Below are 16581 nucleotides of genomic sequence, written 5' to 3'. Positions count from 1 at the left end.
ACCCGTGAGGGTGGGGCCTTTTTGCTGGAGCCCCCAAGCGGAATCGAACCGCTGACCTTCTCCTTACCATGGAGACGCTCTACCGACTGAGCTATAGGGGCCTGTCGCCTTGCGGTTTCCCGCGCGGCAACGGAATAGATCATACCCCGAACAGACCCGTGCTCCCAACCACGTCAGAAGGCGGGCTGCAGCAGCCCTCCGAGGGCGTTGCACGCGGAGACGATCCGCTGCATTTCCCGCTTGGTCAGCGTCGCATCGACGGGCAGCGCAAGCGTCTCGTCAGCAGCTCGCTCCGTCTCCGGGAGAGAAACACACCGACGGAATTCGGGCAGCCTGTGCACCGGGGTCTTCACCGGCACCCGGCATTCAACTCCCTTGGCCCGCACAGCCCGCGCGAACGCGTCCCGGTCCGGTCGCCCGTTGCCCGGAACCCGCACGACGTACTGCTGGTAGGTGTGCCCGTCACCGTCGTCCGGCGTCCGCACGCCCCTCAGCTTCGCGTCGAGATAGCCGGCACGCTCCCTGCGCTGCGCTATCTCGTCGTACGGCGCTTCGGACTCTCCCTGCTCCAGCACGAGCAGTCCGTGCCGTGCTCCCAGCGTGTGCAACCGCGCGAGGTCGGCGAGCCGTCCGAAGCGGTGCACGACAACCACGGCCGCGGTGCGCGGAGTTACCGCCGCTTCCACAGCGACGGCGTCGAGGCAGTAGGTGACAGGATCTATGTCGGCGAACACCGGCATCGCCCCAGCCATGGCAACGGCCTCGGCGACCTCGACGTTCCCGAAGGCCGGCACGACGACCTCGTCACCGAGTCCGACTCCGGCAGCCCTGAGCATTGCAGCAGTACCCATGCTTTGGATGCTGAGCGCGCAACGTGAACTTCAAGTGACGCGGAACAAAAAAGGGCCGGTCCCGTAACCAAAGTTACGGGACCGGCCCTTTGAATGATTGTTCGGCGGCGACCTACTCTCCCACAGGGTCCCCCCTGCAGTACCATCGGCGCTGAAAGGCTTAGCTTCCGGGTTCGGAATGTAACCGGGCGTTTCCCTAACGCTAAAACCACCGAAACACTATGAAACTGTTGAACTGCCGCACCACACCATCACCTGGCATGGGGCTGTTCGTGGTTTCAGAACCAACACAGTGGACGCGAGCAACTGAGGACAAGCCCTCGGCCTATTAGTACCGGTCAACTCCACACGTTACCGTGCTTCCATATCCGGCCTATCAACCCAGTCGTCTACTGGGAGCCTTACCCTCTCAAGGAGGTGGGAATACTCATCTCGAAGCAGGCTTCCCGCTTAGATGCTTTCAGCGGTTATCCCTCCCGAACGTAGCCAACCAGCCATGCCCTTGGCAGAACAACTGGCACACCAGAGGTTCGTCCGTCCCGGTCCTCTCGTACTAGGGACAGCCCTTCTCAATATTCCTACGCGCACAGCGGATAGGGACCGAACTGTCTCACGACGTTCTAAACCCAGCTCGCGTACCGCTTTAATGGGCGAACAGCCCAACCCTTGGGACCGACTCCAGCCCCAGGATGCGACGAGCCGACATCGAGGTGCCAAACCATCCCGTCGATATGGACTCTTGGGGAAGATCAGCCTGTTATCCCCGGGGTACCTTTTATCCGTTGAGCGACGGCGCTTCCACAAGCCACCGCCGGATCACTAGTCCCGACTTTCGTCCCTGCTCGACCCGTCGGTCTCACAGTCAAGCTCCCTTGTGCACTTACACTCAACACCTGATTGCCAACCAGGCTGAGGGAACCTTTGGGCGCCTCCGTTACTCTTTAGGAGGCAACCGCCCCAGTTAAACTACCCATCAGACACTGTCCCTGATCCGGATCACGGACCCAGGTTAGACATCCAGCACGACCAGACTGGTATTTCAACGACGACTCCACCCACACTGGCGTGCGAGTTTCAAAGTCTCCCAGCTATCCTACACAAGCCGAACCGAACACCAATATCAAACTGTAGTAAAGGTCCCGGGGTCTTTCCGTCCTGCTGCGCGAAACGAGCATCTTTACTCGTAGTGCAATTTCACCGGGCCTATGGTTGAGACAGTCGAGAAGTCGTTACGCCATTCGTGCAGGTCGGAACTTACCCGACAAGGAATTTCGCTACCTTAGGATGGTTATAGTTACCACCGCCGTTTACTGGCGCTTAAGTTCTCAGCTTCGCCAAGACGAATCTTGACTAACCGGTCCCCTTAACGTTCCAGCACCGGGCAGGCGTCAGTCCGTATACATCGCCTTACGGCTTCGCACGGACCTGTGTTTTTAGTAAACAGTCGCTTCTCGCTGGTCTCTGCGGCCACCCCCAGCTCACCGAGTAAATCGGATCACCGGATGTGGCCCCCCTTCTCCCGAAGTTACGGGGGCATTTTGCCGAGTTCCTTAACCATAGTTCACCCGAACGCCTCGGTATTCTCTACCTGACCACCTGAGTCGGTTTAGGGTACGGGCCGCCATGAAACTCGCTAGAGGCTTTTCTCGACAGCATAGGATCATCCACTTCACCACAATCGGCTCGGCATCAGGTCTCAGCCACAAGTGATCCGGATTTACCTAGACCACGGCCTACACCCTTACCCCGGGACAACCACCGCCCGGGATGGACTACCTTCCTGCGTCACCCCATCACTCACCTACTAACCGCTTGGTTCGGCGGCTCCACCACTTTCCTTTCCCCGAAGGGTCCGGAACGGCTTCACGGCCTTAGCATCACGATGCTCGATGTTTGACGCTTCACAGCGGGTACCGGAATATCAACCGGTTATCCATCGACTACGCCTGTCGGCCTCGCCTTAGGTCCCGACTTACCCTGGGCAGATCAGCTTGACCCAGGAACCCTTAGTCAATCGGCGCACACGTTTCTCACGTGTGAATCGCTACTCATGCCTGCATTCTCACTCGTCAACCGTCCACAACTCGCTTACGCGGCTGCTTCACCCGGCAGACGACGCTCCCCTACCCATCACGATCCCCGTTGGGGGTATATATCGCAATGACACGACTTCGGCGGTACGCTTGAGCCCCGCTACATTGTCGGCGCGGAATCACTAGACCAGTGAGCTATTACGCACTCTTTCAAGGGTGGCTGCTTCTAAGCCAACCTCCTGGTTGTCTCTGCGACTCCACATCCTTTCCCACTTAGCGTACGCTTAGGGGCCTTAGTCGATGCTCTGGGCTGTTTCCCTCTCGACCATGGAGCTTATCCCCCACAGTCTCACTGCCGCGCTCTCACTTACCGGCATTCGGAGTTTGGCTAAGGTCAGTAACCCGGTAGGGCCCATCGCCTATCCAGTGCTCTACCTCCGGCAAGAAACACACGACGCTGCACCTAAATGCATTTCGGGGAGAACCAGCTATCACGGAGTTTGATTGGCCTTTCACCCCTAACCACAGGTCATCCCCCAGGTTTTCAACCCTGGTGGGTTCGGTCCTCCACGAAGTCTTACCTCCGCTTCAACCTGCCCATGGCTAGATCACTCCGCTTCGGGTCTTGAGCGTGCTACTGAAACGCCCTGTTCGGACTCGCTTTCGCTACGGCTTCCCCACCCGGGTTAACCTCGCAACACACCGCAAACTCGCAGGCTCATTCTTCAAAAGGCACGCAGTCACGAGGCAAGCACAAGTGCTTGCCCGACGCTCCCACGGCTTGTAGGCACACGGTTTCAGGTACTATTTCACTCCGCTCCCGCGGTACTTTTCACCATTCCCTCACGGTACTATCCGCTATCGGTCACCAGGGAATATTTAGGCTTAGCGGGTGGTCCCGCCAGATTCACACGGGATTTCTCGGGCCCCGTGCTACTTGGGTGTCTCTCAAACGAGCCGTTGACGTTTCGACTACGGGGGTCTTACCCTCTACGCCGGACCTTTCGCATGTCCTTCGCCTACATCAACGGTTTCTGACTCGTCTCACGGCCGGCAGACCGTAAAAGAGAGATCCCACAACCCCGTATACGCAACCCCTGCCGGGTCTCACACGCATACGGTTTGGCCTCATCCGGTTTCGCTCGCCACTACTCCCGGAATCACGGTTGTTTTCTCTTCCTGCGGGTACTGAGATGTTTCACTTCCCCGCGTTCCCTCCACTTGCCCTATGTGTTCAGGCAAGGGTGACAGCCCATGACGACTGCCGGGTTTCCCCATTCGGAAACCCCCGGATCAAAGCCTGGTTGACGACTCCCCGGGGACTATCGTGGCCTCCCACGTCCTTCATCGGTTCCTGGTGCCAAGGCATCCACCGTGCGCCCTTAAAAACTTGGCCACAGATGCTCGCGTCCACTGTGCAGTTCTCAAACAACGACCAGCCACCCATCACCCCACCCTTACCAGGTGAGTGCACTGGGGCCGGCGACTGAGGAAAAATTCGTTCCCTCAGACACCCAACAGCGTGCCCGACACACTCCCCGCTCCCCTCAACGTTCCACACTCAAAGAGCAGTACTAGAAGGAGAAGACGATCAAGTGTGCCGAATAGTCAACGTTCCACCCATGAGCAACCAGCATCAGACATTCGCTGATGTACTGGCCTCTGACCTCACCCCCGGAGGGGATCGGTAAGAAGTGCTCCTTAGAAAGGAGGTGATCCAGCCGCACCTTCCGGTACGGCTACCTTGTTACGACTTCGTCCCAATCGCCAGTCCCACCTTCGACAGCTCCCTCCCACAAGGGGTTGGGCCACCGGCTTCGGGTGTTACCGACTTTCGTGACGTGACGGGCGGTGTGTACAAGGCCCGGGAACGTATTCACCGCAGCAATGCTGATCTGCGATTACTAGCGACTCCGACTTCATGGGGTCGAGTTGCAGACCCCAATCCGAACTGAGACCGGCTTTTTGAGATTCGCTCCACCTCGCGGTATCGCAGCTCATTGTACCGGCCATTGTAGCACGTGTGCAGCCCAAGACATAAGGGGCATGATGACTTGACGTCGTCCCCACCTTCCTCCGAGTTGACCCCGGCGGTCTCCCGTGAGTCCCCAACACCCCCGAAGGGGCTTGCTGGCAACACGGGACAAGGGTTGCGCTCGTTGCGGGACTTAACCCAACATCTCACGACACGAGCTGACGACAGCCATGCACCACCTGTACACCGACCACAAGGGGGCGCCTGTCTCCAGACGTTTCCGGTGTATGTCAAGCCTTGGTAAGGTTCTTCGCGTTGCGTCGAATTAAGCCACATGCTCCGCCGCTTGTGCGGGCCCCCGTCAATTCCTTTGAGTTTTAGCCTTGCGGCCGTACTCCCCAGGCGGGGCACTTAATGCGTTAGCTGCGGCACGGACAACGTGGAATGTTGCCCACACCTAGTGCCCACCGTTTACGGCGTGGACTACCAGGGTATCTAATCCTGTTCGCTCCCCACGCTTTCGCTCCTCAGCGTCAGTATCGGCCCAGAGATCCGCCTTCGCCACCGGTGTTCCTCCTGATATCTGCGCATTTCACCGCTACACCAGGAATTCCGATCTCCCCTACCGAACTCTAGCCTGCCCGTATCGACTGCAGACCCGGGGTTAAGCCCCGGGCTTTCACAACCGACGTGACAAGCCGCCTACGAGCTCTTTACGCCCAATAATTCCGGACAACGCTCGCGCCCTACGTATTACCGCGGCTGCTGGCACGTAGTTAGCCGGCGCTTCTTCTGCAGGTACCGTCACTTTCGCTTCTTCCCTGCTGAAAGAGGTTTACAACCCGAAGGCCGTCATCCCTCACGCGGCGTCGCTGCATCAGGCTTTCGCCCATTGTGCAATATTCCCCACTGCTGCCTCCCGTAGGAGTCTGGGCCGTGTCTCAGTCCCAGTGTGGCCGGTCGCCCTCTCAGGCCGGCTACCCGTCGTCGCCTTGGTGAGCCATTACCTCACCAACAAGCTGATAGGCCGCGGGCTCATCCTTCACCGCCGGAGCTTTTAACCTCCACTCAGGAGAGTGGAAGTGTTATCCGGTATTAGACCCCGTTTCCAGGGCTTGTCCCAGAGTGAAGGGCAGATTGCCCACGTGTTACTCACCCGTTCGCCACTAATCCACCCCGAAGGGCTTCATCGTTCGACTTGCATGTGTTAAGCACGCCGCCAGCGTTCGTCCTGAGCCAGGATCAAACTCTCCGTGAATGTGTACCGGTAATCCGGTGCCACAGCACGAGAGCGGAACAGTCAGGCGGAATAGGCCCGACCGTTCACAGCGTCCTCGCTGTGTTTTTTCAAAGGAACCTCGTCCCAGCCTGACGGCCGGAGACGGGGTATCAACATATCTGGCGTTGACTTTTGGCACGCTGTTGAGTTCTCAAGGAACGGTTGCTTCCTTTGTACTCACCCTCTCGGGCTTTCCTCCGGGCGCTTCCCTTCGATCTTGCGTTTCCGACTCTATCAGATCTTTCCGATCCGATTTCCTCGGTGCTTTCCAGGTTCCCGCTTCCGCGTTTCCCTTTCCGGCGGTTCCGACTTTATCAGAAGTTCCTGAGTCGGATTTCCCCTCCCTCGGCCGAAGCATGATCCCCGGCGCTGAGTTGGCCGGGTGCCCCGTCGGGAGGAGTTGTAAACCTACTGGAGCGGGGCTCCTCGATGCAAATCGAGGAGCCCCGCTCCGAGTTGGCGCCTGGTCGGGCCCGACGGTCCGTCAGACCTCGACGACCACAGGCAGGATCATCGGCCGGCGCCGGTAGTTGTCCGAGACCCATTTGCCCAGCGTGCGGCGAACGAGCTGCTGGAGCTGGTGGGGTTCGACCACGCCGTCCTGGGCGGAGCGTTCGAGCACCTCCGTGATCCGGGGTGCCACGTCGCCGAAGGCGGAGTCCTCGATGCCGGAGCCGCGGGCCTGGATGTGCGGGCCGCCGGTGATCTTTCCGGTGGACGAGTCGATGACCACGAAGACCGAGATGATGCCCTCGTCGCCAAGGATCTTGCGGTCCTTGAGGGCCGGCTCGCCCACGTCGCCGACCGAGAGGCCGTCGACGTAGACATAACCCGCCTGGACCTTGCCGGAGATCTTCGCCTTGCCTTCGACGAGGTCTACGACCACTCCGTCCTCGGCGATGACGATGCGGTCGTGCGGGACGCCGGTCAAGGCGCCCAGTTCGGCGTTGGCCCGGAGGTGGCGCCATTCGCCGTGCACCGGCATCAGGTTCTTCGGGCGGCAGATGTTGTAGAAGTACAGCAGCTCGCCGGCCGAGGCGTGGCCCGAGACGTGGACCTTGGCGTTGCCCTTGTGGACCACGTTGGCGCCCCAGCGGGTGAGGCCGTTGATGACGCGGTAGACCGCGTTCTCATTGCCGGGGATCAGGGACGACGCCAGGATCACCGTGTCGCCGCTGACGATGCGGATCTGGTGGTCGCGGTTGGCCATGCGGGACAGGGCCGCCATCGGTTCGCCCTGGGAGCCCGTGCAGACCAGGACGACCTCGCGGTCGGGAAGGTCGTCGAGCGTCTTGACGTCGACCACCAGGCCCGGCGGGACCTTCAGATAGCCCAGGTCCCTCGCGATGCCCATGTTGCGGACCATCGAGCGGCCGACGAAGGCGACCCTGCGGCCGTACTCGTTGGCCGCGTCCAGGATCTGCTGGATGCGGTGGATGTGGCTGGCGAAGCTCGCCACGATGATCCGCTTTCGGGCGTTCCCGAAGACCTGGTGCAGGACGTTGGAGATGTCCCGCTCGGGCGGGACGAACCCCGGGACCTCGGCGTTCGTCGAGTCGGAGAGGAGGAGGTCGATCCCCTCCTCGCTCAGACGTGCGAACGCGTGCAGGTCCGTCAGACGGTTGTCCAGCGGGAGCTGGTCCATCTTGAAGTCGCCGGTGTGGACCACCATGCCCGCCGGAGTGCGGATGGCCACGGCCAGCGCGTCCGGGATGGAGTGGTTGACCGCGACGAACTCGCAGTCGAAGGGGCCGATGCGCTCGCGGTGTCCTTCCGCCACCTCGAGGGTGTACGGGCGGATGCGGTGCTCCTGGAGCTTGGCCTCGATGAGGGCGAGGGTCAGCTTCGAGCCGATCAGCGGGATGTCCGGCTTCTCGCGCAGGAGGAACGGGACGGCGCCGATGTGGTCCTCGTGGCCATGCGTGAGGACGATGCCCTCGATGTCGTCGAGGCGGTCCCTGATGGACGAGAAGTCCGGCAGGATCAGGTCGATTCCGGGCTGCTCCTCCTCGGGGAAGAGCACTCCGCAGTCGACGATCAGCAGGCGGCCGCCGTATTCGAAGACCGTCATGTTGCGGCCGATCTCACCGAGACCGCCGAGCGGGGTGACGCGCAGGCCGCCTTCGGGGAGCGGCGGGGGCGAGCCGAGTTCGGGATGCGGATGACTCAAAAGACTCTCCTCACCACGCACGCCACGTACCGGTGGGGCACGTGGCGCGCGTGACGTTCGTGCAGAAGCAGTTGTCTGTATGGGATGCGCGGGCACCGGTGGCCCGCTTATTCAGTTGTGAAGCACGCGCGCGGGGGTCCGCGCGAAGTCTGGTGTCAGAGCTGTACCCCGCCGGCGGCAAGATCGATCTTGAGTTGCTCGATCTCTTCGGGCGCGCACTCGACCATGGGGGCGCGCAGGGGCCCGGCGGGCAAGCCCTTCAGGGTGAGCGCCGCCTTCGTCGTCATCACGCCCTGGGTACGGAACATGCCCGTGTAGACGGGGAGCAGCTTCTGGTGGATCTCGGTGGCCTTCTGGACGTCGCCCGAGGTGTACGCCTCGACCAGGGCGCGCAGCTCGGGGGTGACCACATGGCCGACGACGGAGACGAAGCCGACCGCGCCGACGGAGAGGAGGGGGAGGTTCAGCATGTCGTCGCCGGAGTACCAGGCGAGGCCTGAGGTGGCGATGGCCCAGCTCGCGCGGCCGAGGTCGCCCTTGGCGTCCTTGTTGGCGACGATGCGCGGGTGCTCGGCGAGGCGGACGAGCGTCTCGGTGTTGATCGGGACGCCGCTGCGGCCGGGGATGTCGTAGAGCATGACCGGCAGGCCGGCGGCGTCGGCGATGGCTGTGAAGTGCCGGTAGAGGCCCTCTTGCGGGGGCTTGTTGTAGTACGGCGTCACGATGAGCAGGCCGTGTGCGCCGGTGCGCTCCGCCGCGCGGGCGAGCTGGATGCTGTGGTGGGTGTCGTTGGTGCCGACGCCGGCCACCACGTGGGCGCGGTCGCCCACGGCCTCCAGGACCGCCCGTACGAGATCCGTTTTCTCCGCGTCGCTGGTGGTCGGGGACTCGCCGGTGGTCCCGTTGATGATCAGGCCGTCGTTGCCTGCGTCCACCAGGTGGGTGGCGAGCCGCTGCGCGCCGTCGAGGTCGAGTGCGCCGTCCGCCGTGAAGGGCGTGACCATAGCGGTGAGGACCCGCCCGAAGGGGGTCTGCGGAGTGGAGGTCGGAGCCATGGGTTACACGCTACTCGTTGCTCAGGACCGGGTCTGCCCTAGGGGCAGGCGACAAGTCGCGACAAAGGTGGAGCCCGGCACTGCCTGCTCGGGGGTTCAAGCAGTGCCGGACCCGTTCGATCAGGCTAAGTGAACTTCTCGAAATGCCGCAATACGGACACTTCGCACGGCTGAACCGTACATCTGTGCCTGATCGGGGAGCCGGGCCGTCTTACGGCGCGACGCGTCCGTTCGCGTTGAAGGCGGCGTAGGTGAGCGGCATGAGCCGGGCCCACTCGGCCTCCATCTTCTCGCCGACCATCTCGATCTCGCGCTGCGGGAAGGAGGGGACCTTGGCCAGCTCGTGCTGGGTGCGCAGGCCGAGGAAGTGCATCAGCGAGCGGGCGTTGCAGGTGGCGTACATCGAGGAGTACAGGCCGACCGGGAGGACCGCGCGGGCGACCTCGCGGGCGACGCCGGCGGCCAGCATCTCCTGGTAGGCCTCGTACGCCTGCCGGTAGGAGTCCTCCATCACACGGCCGACCAGCTCCTGCTGGGCCTGGGTGCCCTCGACGAAGACGTACTTGCCGGGACGGCCTTCCTGGACCAGCTTGCGGGACTCGTCGGGGACGTAGAAGACCGACTGGAGCTCCCGGTACCGGCCCGACTCCTCGTTGTACGACCAGCCGACGCGGTGCCGCATGAACTCGCGGAAGACGAAGATCGGGGCGCTGATGAGGAAGGTCATCGAGTTGTGCTCGAAGGGGCTGCCGTGCCGGTCCCGCATCAGGTAGTTGATCAGGCCTTTGGAACGCTCGGGGTCCTTGCCCAGCTCCTCCAGGGACTGCTCGCCGAGGGTCGAGACGCGGGCGGCGAAGAGGACGTCCGCGTCGGACGCGGTGTGCTTGACCAGCTCGACGGTGACGTCGCTGCGGTAGCTGGGCTTGGGGTCGTCGGCGGGGGTGTCGGTCACGGTTGGCAGGGCCTTCCCATCTCGTCGTGTGGCGACGTCACTCTACGGCCCGTCGAAATCAGAGCGATCGGTGGCGTGCCGCAATGAAGTCGGTGAAACAGGGCACCTCTGAGGGAGTTCTTTCGTCTCTACTGATGAAAGTGATCCGTTCCACTCCGAAGGAGAAGCACCCCTGATGTTCGGTCGGCGTGAACCCGTACCGTTTGCCTTCGTCGCCGAGGCCGACAGGTTCCGCAGCAATATCACTCCCCCACCGCGTGAGCGGCTGTCGGTCAGCCAGCAGGCCGGCCGCTGGCTGATGGGGCTGACCATCGTGGCGGGGCTCGTGGGTTCCCTGGTCATCGGGACACCCGCGCTGACGGTCGATCGCCCGGAGTCGCATCCGCAGCAGTCGCAGGCGTCCCAGAACCACTGAGCGACCGCGGGCCGGCGGTGACTCCATCCGGCCCCCTGCCGGTGGTGACCGCGGAATCAGATCGGTAGCCTCACCGGGCACAGCCCACGCATGGATCGAGTGAGGACCAGCCGTGCCCCTGCCCTTCCTGACGGCCGACCGCGTTTTCGACGCGGCGGACGACGTTCCGCTGCCGCACGAAGACCGTGACACCTGGCGGCGGCCGTACCGCCCCGGGCCGTGGCGAGTGGGGGCGGCGGCGCTGGCGCTGCTGCTCGCCTCGTTCGTGCTGTTCGCCGCGGTCATCATCGCGGCGACGGCCGAACCGGCCTCGGCCGGGCTGGTCTTCGCTCTCGCGCTGCTCGTCATCGCCGGGGCCATGCGGTTGCTGCGCATGGGCGTGTGGGTGAGCGCGCGCGGGCTGCGGCACGTGGGTTTCCTCACGACGCGTACGGCGCCCTGGGAGCAGGTCGTCTCGGTACGCACGGTGCAGCAGCCGGTGCGCTGGCTGGGGCTCCCCCGGACCTTGCAGGGCCAGGCGCTGCTGCTCGTCCGGCGGGGGCAGGCCGCGGACGGTGTGCCCCCGCTGCTGACGACGCACAACGCGGACTTCCTGGGCCGGGCGGAGGCCTTCGAGCGGGCGGCCGACGCGGTGGAGGCGTGGGCCCACGAGTACGGCCTTCGCTGACGTCCCGGTGACATGCCTGAGGGGCCGGACCGTACGCGGTCCGGCCCCTCAGGCATGTGCGGGTGCGTCTCAGGCGGCCTCGGGCTGCTTGCCGTCGTGCAGGGCGATCGCACGTTGCATCGCCTTGCGGGCACGCGGGGTGTCGCGGGCGTCGTGGTAGGCGACGGCCAGGCGGAACCAGGTGCGCCAGTCGCCCGGTGCGGCCTCCGTCTCGGCCTTGCGCCGGGCGAAGACCTCGTCGGCCGAGTCCCGGTCGATGCGCCCGCTGGGAGTGCGCTTCAGTTCGTCGACGGGCAGGCCGCCCTCGGCGTCGAGTTCCGCGGCGAGCTGGTTGGCCCTGCGGACGAACTGCGTGTTCTTCCAGAGGAACCACAGGCCGATGACCGGCAGGATCAGCACCGCGACGCCGAAGGTCACGGTGAGGGGCGTACCGGTCTCGATGAGCAGGACGCCGCGGCTGCCGACCAGGACGAAGTAGACGACCAGGACGGCGGCCGTGAGGGCGTAGGTGAGCTTCGCGCGCATGACGGTCAGGGGCTCAGCTCAGGTCCAGGAAGTGTTCCAGGCCGAAGGTCAGGCCGGGAACGCTCCCCACGCGGCGGGCGCCGAGCAGGATGCCCGGCATGAAGCTGCTGTGGTGGAGCGAGTCGTGCCGGACCGTCAGAGTCTCGCCCTCGGCGCCGAGCAGGACCTCCTGGTGGGCCAGCAGTCCGCGCAGCCGGACGGCGTGCACCGGGACACCGTCGACGTCGGCACCGCGGGCGCCGTCCAGGGCGGTGGTCGTGGCGTCGGGGGCCGGGGCGGTGCCGGCGGTCCGGCGGGCCTCGGCGATGAGCTGGGCGGTGCGCGTGGCGGTGCCGGAGGGGCGTCCACCTTGTTCGGGTGGTGCAGCTCGACGACCTCGACGGACTCGAAGTACGGGGCGGCGAGCTGCGCGAACTTCATGGTCAGGACGGCGCCGATGGAGAAGTTCGGCGCGATGAGCACGCCGGTCTCCGGGGACTTCGCCAGCCAGCCGTTCAGCTGCGCGAGGCGCTCGTCGGTCCAGCCGGTGGTGCCGACGACCGCGTGGATGCCGTGGCTCACGCAGTAGTCGAGGTTGGCCATGACCGAGTCGGGTGTGGTCAGTTCGACCACGACCTGGGCGCCGGTCTCGGCCAGCGTCTCCAGATTGTCGCCCCGGCTCAGGGCGGCGACCAGTTCCATGTCCTCGGCGGCCTCGACGGCTCGAACGGCTTCCGAGCCGATCCGGCCCTTGGCGCCGAGGACCGCCACGCGCAGCTTGCTCATCTCTTGTGCTTCCTTCACCAGGGGTTCGTCAGGCGACAGCGTCGTGCAGGCGGGCCGCCTGTTTGTCCTTCAGCGGGCCGATGACCGACAGGGAAGGCCGCCGTCCCAGGATCTCGCGGGCGACCGAGCGGACGTCGTCCGGGGTGACCGACGTTATCCGGGCCAGCATGTCGTCGACGGACATCTGCTCGCCCCAGCACAGCTCGCTCTTGCCGATACGGTTCATCAGCGCGCCGGTGTCCTCGAGGCCTAGGACGGTGGAGCCCTGGAGCTGGCCGATGGCGCGCCCGATCTCGTCGTCGGAGAGACCGTGCTCGGCGACCTGGTCGAGTTCGTCGCGGCAGATCTTCAGCACGTCGTGCACCTGGGAGGGGCGGCAGCCGGCGTAGACGCCGAAGAGGCCGCAGTCGGCGAAGCCGGAGGTGTACGAGTACACGCTGTAGGCGAGGCCGCGCTTCTCTCGCACCTCCTGGAAGAGGCGGGAGGACATGCCGCCGCCGAGCGCGGTGTTGAGCACGCCCAGGGCCCAGCGCCGCTCGTCCGTGCGGGACAGGCCGGGCATGCCGAGCACGACGTGCGCCTGCTCGGTCTTGCGGTCGATCAGCTCCAGGCGTCCGGCGGTACGCAGGGCCCGGCGGCCGCTGCGCGGGGCGACGGGCTCGGCGCCCTGGTTCCTGAAGGCACCGGCCCTCTCGAAGGCGGTGCGGACCTGCCGTACGACCTTGGCGTGGTCGACGTTGCCCGCACAGGCGACCACGAGGTGGGTCGGGTCGTAGTGCTTCTTGTAGAAGCGGCGGATGCGGTCGGCGGTGAGGGCGTTGACCGTGTCGACCGTGCCGAGGACCGGGCGGCCGAGCGGGTTGTCGCCGAACATCGTGTGCGCGAACAGGTCGTGCACGCAGTCGCCCGGGTCGTCCTCGGTCATGGCGATCTCTTCGAGGATCGCGCCCCGCTCGACGTCGACGTCCTCCTCGAGGATGCGGGAGCCCGTCAGCATGTCGCAGACGACGTCGATGGCGAGCGGCAGGTCGGTGTCGAGGACACGCGCGTAGTAGCACGTGTACTCCTTCGCCGTGAACGCGTTCATCTCGCCGCCTACCGCGTCGATCGCGGCGGAGATGTCCAGGGCGGACCTGCGGTCGGTGCCCTTGAAGAGCAGGTGCTCCAGATAGTGCGTGGCGCCGTTCAGGGCCGGGGTCTCGTCGCGGGAGCCGACGTGCGCCCAGATGCCGAAGGTCGCGGAGCGGACCGAGGGCAGGGTCTCGGTGACGATGCGCAGGCCGCCCGGGAGGGTGGTCTTGCGGACCGTGCCGATGCCGTTGGCGCCCTTGATCAGGGTTTGGGTACGGGCGACGGCCCGCGCCTCCGAGGAGGTGCGGGCCGTCGCCGTCGAGCTGCTCGACGTCACTTGTCGGTGTCGTCCTTCGTCTCTGCGTCTTCTTCGCCCTCGATCACGGGGATGAGGGACAGCTTGCCGCGGGAGTCGATCTCGGCGATCTCGACCTGGACCTTGTGGCCCACGCCGAGGACGTCCTCGACGTTCTCCACGCGCTTGCCGCCGGCGAGCTTGCGGATCTGCGAGATGTGCAGCAGACCGTCCTTGCCCGGCAGCAGCGACACGAACGCGCCGAAGGTGGTCGTCTTCACGACCGTGCCCAGGTAGCGCTCGCCGACCTCCGGCATCGTCGGGTTGGCGATGCCGTTGATCGTGGTGCGGGCGGCCTCGGCGGACGGTCCGTCGACCGCGCCGATGTAGATCGTGCCGTCGTCCTCGATCGTGATGTCGGCGCCGGTGTCCTCCTGGATCTGGTTGATCATCTTGCCCTTGGGGCCGATGACCTCGCCGATCTTGTCCACGGGGATCTTGACGGTGATGATCCGCGGGGCGTTCGGGGACATCTCGTCCGGCGTGTCGATCGCTTCCATCATCACGTCGAGGATGTGGAGGCGGGCATCACGGGCCTGCTTGAGGGCGGCGGCCAGGACGGAGGCCGGGATGCCGTCCAGCTTGGTGTCGAGCTGGAGGGCGGTCACGAACTCCTTGGTGCCGGCGACCTTGAAGTCCATGTCGCCGAAGGCGTCCTCCGCACCGAGGATGTCGGTGAGGGCGACGTAGTGGGTCTCGCCGTTGATCTCCTGGGAGATCAGGCCCATGGCGATACCGGCGACGGGAGCCTTGAGGGGCACACCGGCGTTCAGCAGCGACATGGTGGAGGCGCAGACCGAGCCCATGGACGTCGAGCCGTTCGAGCTCAGCGCCTCGGACACCTGACGGATCGCGTAGGGGAACTCCTCGCGCGTCGGCAGGACCGGCACGATGGCGCGCTCGGCGAGAGCGCCGTGGCCGATCTCGCGGCGCTTCGGGGAGCCGACGCGGCCGGTCTCGCCGACGGAGTACGGCGGGAAGTTGTAGTTGTGCATGTAGCGCTTGCGGGTCACCGGGGAGAGGGTGTCCAGCTGCTGCTCCATACGGAGCATGTTCAGGGTCGTGACGCCCAGGATCTGGGTCTCGCCACGCTCGAACACGGCGGAACCGTGCACGCGCGGGATGGCCTCGACCTCGGCGGCCAGCGTGCGGATGTCGGTGACACCGCGGCCGTCGATGCGCTTCTTCTCCTTGATCACGCGCTCGCGGACCAGCTGCTTGGTGAGCGAGCGGTACGCGGCGGAGATCTCCTTCTCGCGGCCCTCGAACTCCGGCAGGAGCTTCTCGGCGGCGAGCGCCTTGACGCGGTCCAGCTCGGACTCGCGCTCCTGCTTGCCGGCGATGGTCAGCGCGGAGGCGAGCTCCGGCTTGACGGCGGCGGTGAGGGCCTCGAGGACGTCGTCCTGGTAGTCCAGGAAGATCGGGAACTCGCCGGTCGGCTTGGCGGCCTTGGCGGCGAGGTCCGACTGGGCCTTGCAGAGCACCTTGATGAAGGGCTTCGCTGCGTCCAGACCGGCGGCGACGACCTCCTCGGTCGGCGCCTCGGAGCCGCCCTCGACCAGCTTGATGGTCTTCTCGGTGGCCTCGGCCTCGACCATCATGATCGCGACGTCGCCGTCCTCCAGGGTGCGGCCCGCGACGACCATGTCGAAGACTGCGTCCTCGAGCTCGGAGTGCGTCGGGAAGGCCACCCACTGGCCGTTGATCAGAGCGACGCGGACGCCACCGATCGGGCCGGAGAAGGGCAGGCCGGCCAGCTGCGTGGACGCGGAGGCGGCGTTGATCGCCACGACGTCGTACAGGTGGTCGGGGTTGAGCGCCATGATCGTGGCGACGACCTGGATCTCGTTGCGCAGGCCCTTCTTGAAGGACGGGCGCAGCGGGCGGTCGATCAGCCGGCAGGTGAGGATGGCGTCCTCGGAGGGACGGCCCTCACGGCGGAAGAAGCTGCCGGGGATCTTGCCGGCGGCGTACATCCGCTCCTCGACGTCCACCGTGAGCGGGAAGAAGTCGAGCTGGTCCTTGGGGTTCTTGGAGGCGGTGGTGGCCGACAGCACCATGGTGTCGTCGTCCAGGTACGCCACGGCGGAGCCGGCGGCCTGCTTGGCCAGGCGGCCCGTCTCGAAGCGGATGGTGCGGGTGCCGAAGGCGCCATTGTCGATGACGGCCTCGGCGTAGTGGGTCTCGTTCTCCACTAGCGATATCTCCTCGTCCTCGTCTCCGCTGCCCGTGTGGCAGGGAGACGGTTGCGGAGAGCGCGCCGTGCTGTGCGGGCCGGTCTTCGATCGAAGCCCTCGGGGCTCGCATTCCCCGGGGGCCACTACCGAGGACCGGCGGCGGCTAGGTGCGCTTCTCCTCGTTCTGTGTCGTACGTCCTGTGTCGTACGACATGCGTTGTGCTACCACACTACAAAGGGGCGGTGACACTCCGCACGTACAGCAAAGGGAGCGGTCCCGTTTCCCCGGGA

9 protein-coding genes, 1 tRNA gene, 3 rRNA genes and 1 pseudogene are annotated in these 16581 nt (G+C 65.0%); 2 read left to right on the top strand and 12 right to left on the bottom strand.

Going from position 1 to position 16581, the window contains the following annotated elements; translation table 11 throughout:
• Window positions 1-25: 25 nt before the first annotated feature.
• The 8 genes from ACQEV8_RS32260 to thyX all read right to left on the bottom strand — a co-directional run bounded on the left by ACQEV8_RS32260 (window position 26) and on the right by thyX (window position 10315).
• A tRNA-Thr gene (locus ACQEV8_RS32260) sits at window positions 26-101 on the bottom strand.
• A gap of 72 nt (window positions 102-173) precedes the next feature.
• Window positions 174-836: a DegT/DnrJ/EryC1/StrS family aminotransferase gene (locus tag ACQEV8_RS32255; RefSeq protein ID WP_432973153.1), complete on the bottom strand. Its 663-nt coding sequence runs from the start codon at window positions 834-836 to the stop codon at window positions 174-176.
• A gap of 114 nt (window positions 837-950) precedes the next feature.
• Window positions 951-1067 (bottom strand): 5S ribosomal RNA (rrf, locus tag ACQEV8_RS32250).
• A gap of 92 nt (window positions 1068-1159) precedes the next feature.
• Window positions 1160-4280, bottom strand: a 23S ribosomal RNA gene (locus tag ACQEV8_RS32245).
• 309 nt (window positions 4281-4589) lie between these two features.
• Window positions 4590-6117 (bottom strand): 16S ribosomal RNA (locus ACQEV8_RS32240).
• The 16S, 23S and 5S rRNA genes sit together here, the layout of an rRNA operon.
• Window positions 6118-6622: 505 nt before the next feature.
• Window positions 6623-8308 carry a ribonuclease J gene (locus ACQEV8_RS32235; protein WP_432967168.1) on the bottom strand — a complete coding sequence of 562 codons (1686 nt, stop codon included), beginning with the start codon at window positions 8306-8308 and terminating at the stop codon, window positions 6623-6625.
• A gap of 155 nt (window positions 8309-8463) precedes the next feature.
• Window positions 8464-9363, bottom strand: a complete 900-nt coding sequence (gene dapA / locus ACQEV8_RS32230) for a 4-hydroxy-tetrahydrodipicolinate synthase (protein ID WP_432967166.1) — start codon at window positions 9361-9363, stop codon at window positions 8464-8466.
• 211 nt (window positions 9364-9574) lie between these two features.
• Complete coding sequence (gene thyX, locus ACQEV8_RS32225; protein ID WP_215118190.1) at window positions 9575-10315, bottom strand: FAD-dependent thymidylate synthase; 741 nt, start codon at window positions 10313-10315, stop codon at window positions 9575-9577.
• 175 nt (window positions 10316-10490) lie between these two features.
• On the opposite strand from thyX, the gene ACQEV8_RS32220 reads away from it, so the two are divergent.
• Window positions 10491-10730 carry a hypothetical protein gene (locus tag ACQEV8_RS32220; protein ID WP_432967163.1) on the top strand — a complete coding sequence of 80 codons (240 nt, stop codon included), beginning with the start codon at window positions 10491-10493 and terminating at the stop codon, window positions 10728-10730.
• 112 nt (window positions 10731-10842) lie between these two features.
• The gene (locus tag ACQEV8_RS32215) at window positions 10843-11397 is read left to right on the top strand and encodes a hypothetical protein (protein ID WP_432967161.1); all 555 of its coding nucleotides are present in this window, start codon (window positions 10843-10845) and stop codon (window positions 11395-11397) included.
• Window positions 11398-11466: 69 nt separating this feature from the next.
• Here the strand turns inward: ACQEV8_RS32215 and ACQEV8_RS32210 are convergent, their stop codons facing one another.
• The 4 genes and pseudogenes from ACQEV8_RS32210 to ACQEV8_RS32195 form a co-directional block, all read right to left on the bottom strand.
• Entirely contained in the window at window positions 11467-11922 is a 456-nt protein-coding gene (locus ACQEV8_RS32210; protein WP_399023086.1) for a hypothetical protein, read from the bottom strand.
• Between the two features lie 13 nt (window positions 11923-11935).
• Window positions 11936-12687 (bottom strand): annotated as a pseudogene (dapB, locus tag ACQEV8_RS32205) (4-hydroxy-tetrahydrodipicolinate reductase).
• 28 nt (window positions 12688-12715) lie between these two features.
• Complete coding sequence (locus ACQEV8_RS32200) at window positions 12716-14095, bottom strand: M16 family metallopeptidase (RefSeq protein ID WP_432967159.1); 1380 nt, start codon at window positions 14093-14095, stop codon at window positions 12716-12718.
• Window positions 14092-16308, bottom strand: a complete 2217-nt coding sequence (locus ACQEV8_RS32195; protein ID WP_432967157.1) for a polyribonucleotide nucleotidyltransferase — start codon at window positions 16306-16308, stop codon at window positions 14092-14094. The genes ACQEV8_RS32200 and ACQEV8_RS32195 overlap by 4 nt, the downstream gene beginning before the upstream one ends.
• Window positions 16309-16581: the final 273 nt, after the last annotated feature.

It is taken from the genome of Streptomyces sp. CA-179760 (genome assembly GCF_050937045.1).
Taxonomy (GTDB): domain Bacteria; phylum Actinomycetota; class Actinomycetes; order Streptomycetales; family Streptomycetaceae; genus Streptomyces.
This window is presented reverse-complemented; position numbering and strand designations above follow the sequence as displayed.

Bases quoted from the DNA above. Each gene is read 5' to 3' on its own strand.
- ACQEV8_RS32255 (WP_432973153.1), bottom strand. From the start codon at position 836: ATGCTCAGGGCTGCCGGAGTCGGACTCGGTGACGAGGTCGTCGTGCCG.
- dapA (WP_432967166.1), bottom strand. From the start codon at position 9,363: ATGGCTCCGACCTCCACTCCGCAGACCCCCTTCGGGCGGGTCCTCACC.
- ACQEV8_RS32220 (WP_432967163.1), top strand. From the start codon at position 10,491: ATGTTCGGTCGGCGTGAACCCGTACCGTTTGCCTTCGTCGCCGAGGCC.
- ACQEV8_RS32210 (WP_399023086.1), bottom strand. From the start codon at position 11,922: ATGCGCGCGAAGCTCACCTACGCCCTCACGGCCGCCGTCCTGGTCGTC.